Annotated in this window: 2 protein-coding genes; both read right to left on the bottom strand. The window is 47.9% G+C overall.

The annotated features are described in order from the left end of the window. Nucleotides 1–97 precede the first annotated feature (97 nt). Nucleotides 98–412 carry a hypothetical protein gene (locus tag RUMCAL_RS10300; protein WP_040647924.1) on the bottom strand — a complete coding sequence of 105 codons (315 nt, stop codon included), beginning with the start codon at nucleotides 410–412 and terminating at the stop codon, nucleotides 98–100. Nucleotides 413–560: 148 nt separating this feature from the next. Further along, entirely contained in the window at nucleotides 561–1466 is a 906-nt protein-coding gene (argF, locus tag RUMCAL_RS10295) for an ornithine carbamoyltransferase (protein WP_021682792.1), read from the bottom strand. Nucleotides 1467–1538 lie beyond the last annotated feature (72 nt).

The following is a 1538-nucleotide window of genomic DNA, read 5'->3' as shown; positions in this document are numbered from 1 at the left end:
TCGCTCTCGTGCGACAGCTTTATTATTATATCACGCTGTTTTGACTTTGTCAAGTAAAATTGATGTAAAATATTCTTGTTGAATTTTGTTTATTTCGCTAATAGTCGTAATCACCCTCATCGTCGTCGTAATCATCAAACCAGTTTGTATCGTAGTCATCATAATCTTCGCCCTCGTATTCATCGTCAATTTCATCGGTATCGCTGTTATACTCCGGAAAAGAATACTCCCGCTTACGTGTGACCACGCTGTCGGAGTTGTCGTATGTACTGGTTTCTTCTTGGGATTCTTCTTGACTTTCTTCATAAATCGAATCAAAACTGCTCGGCTCTGACGGTCCCTTTTCGCAAAGCTTCACAATAAAGAAAATCAAAAAGATCACTCCAATTGCGACTAAAATTTTTTTATACATGCTCATTTCGCTCCTGTCGCAGGGATTTTCCCATATAATATTTCTTTTTATTATACATTTTTCATTTTCTGTTGTCAAGCATATCATAAAAAGGGCACTCTGTTTTTTACAGAATGCCCTTCATGATGTTTATAGAACGACAGCGTCCTTACGCCATCAGCTTTACCATAACCGCTTTCTGTGCGTGCAGGCGGTTCTCTGCTTCCTCAAAGATCTCGTTGGCATGTGCCTCGAATACCTTTGTGGTGATTTCTTCTTCGCGGTGTGCCGGCAGGCAGTGCAGTACCATTGCGTCGTCGTGAGCCTGTGCCATGACTTCATCGTTGATCTGATAGCCGTGGAATGCCTTTTTCCGCTTCTCTGCTTCGCCTTCCTGCCCCATAGAAGCCCATACGTCGGTAATTACCACGTCAGCGTCCTTGGCAGCCTCCAGCGGCTTGTCAGTCATCTGGAACTTGTCGCCGTACTGTGCCGCAAAGTCCAGTACCTCCTGATCCGGCTGGTAATCGTTCGGGCAGGCAATGGAAACGGACATGCCGACTTTCAGGCAGCCCACGATCAGAGAGTTTGCCATGTTGTTGCCGTCGCCGATAAAGCACATCTTCAGACCGTCGAAGCTGCTCTTGAACTCCCGAATGGTCATCAGGTCTGCGAGGATCTGGCACGGGTGGCAGAAGTCTGTCAGACCGTTAATGATCGGGATCGAGCCGTACTCTGCCAGATCTTCCACTTCTTTCTGCTCAAAGGTACGGATCATGATGCCGTCCAGATAGCGGGACAGAACGCGGGCAGTATCCTGCACCGGTTCGCCTCTGCCGATCTGCAGATCGTTTGCGGACAGGAACAGCGGGTGTCCGCCCAGCTGGTACATGCCGGTTTCAAAAGAAACACGGGTACGGGTAGATGCCTTCTGGAAGATCATGCCCAGCGACTTGCCTTTCAGATGCGGGTGGGGAATGCCGTGCTTCAGCTCGTACTTCAGCTGATCGGCAAGATCCAGAATCTCAATGATCTCTTCGGTGCTCAGGTCGAGCATTTTCAGTAAATGTTTCATAGTCTAACTCCTCCGTTTAGGAAACACTGCATAAAGCTGAAAATCTGCAAGCAGATTGCGTGCAAAGCCGTC

The sequence above is a fragment of the Ruminococcus callidus ATCC 27760 genome (genome assembly GCF_000468015.1).
GTDB lineage: Bacteria > Bacillota > Clostridia > Oscillospirales > Ruminococcaceae > Ruminococcus_C > Ruminococcus_C callidus.
Note: the sequence above shows the minus strand (reverse complement) of the source record. Positions and strands in the feature narration are given on the sequence as shown.

Excerpts from the sequence above, each read along its gene's own strand:
- argF (WP_021682792.1), bottom strand. The coding sequence starts at position 1,466 with ATGAAACATTTACTGAAAATGCTCGACCTGAGCACCGAAGAGATCATT.
- RUMCAL_RS10300 (WP_040647924.1), bottom strand. The coding sequence starts at position 412 with ATGTATAAAAAAATTTTAGTCGCAATTGGAGTGATCTTTTTGATTTTC.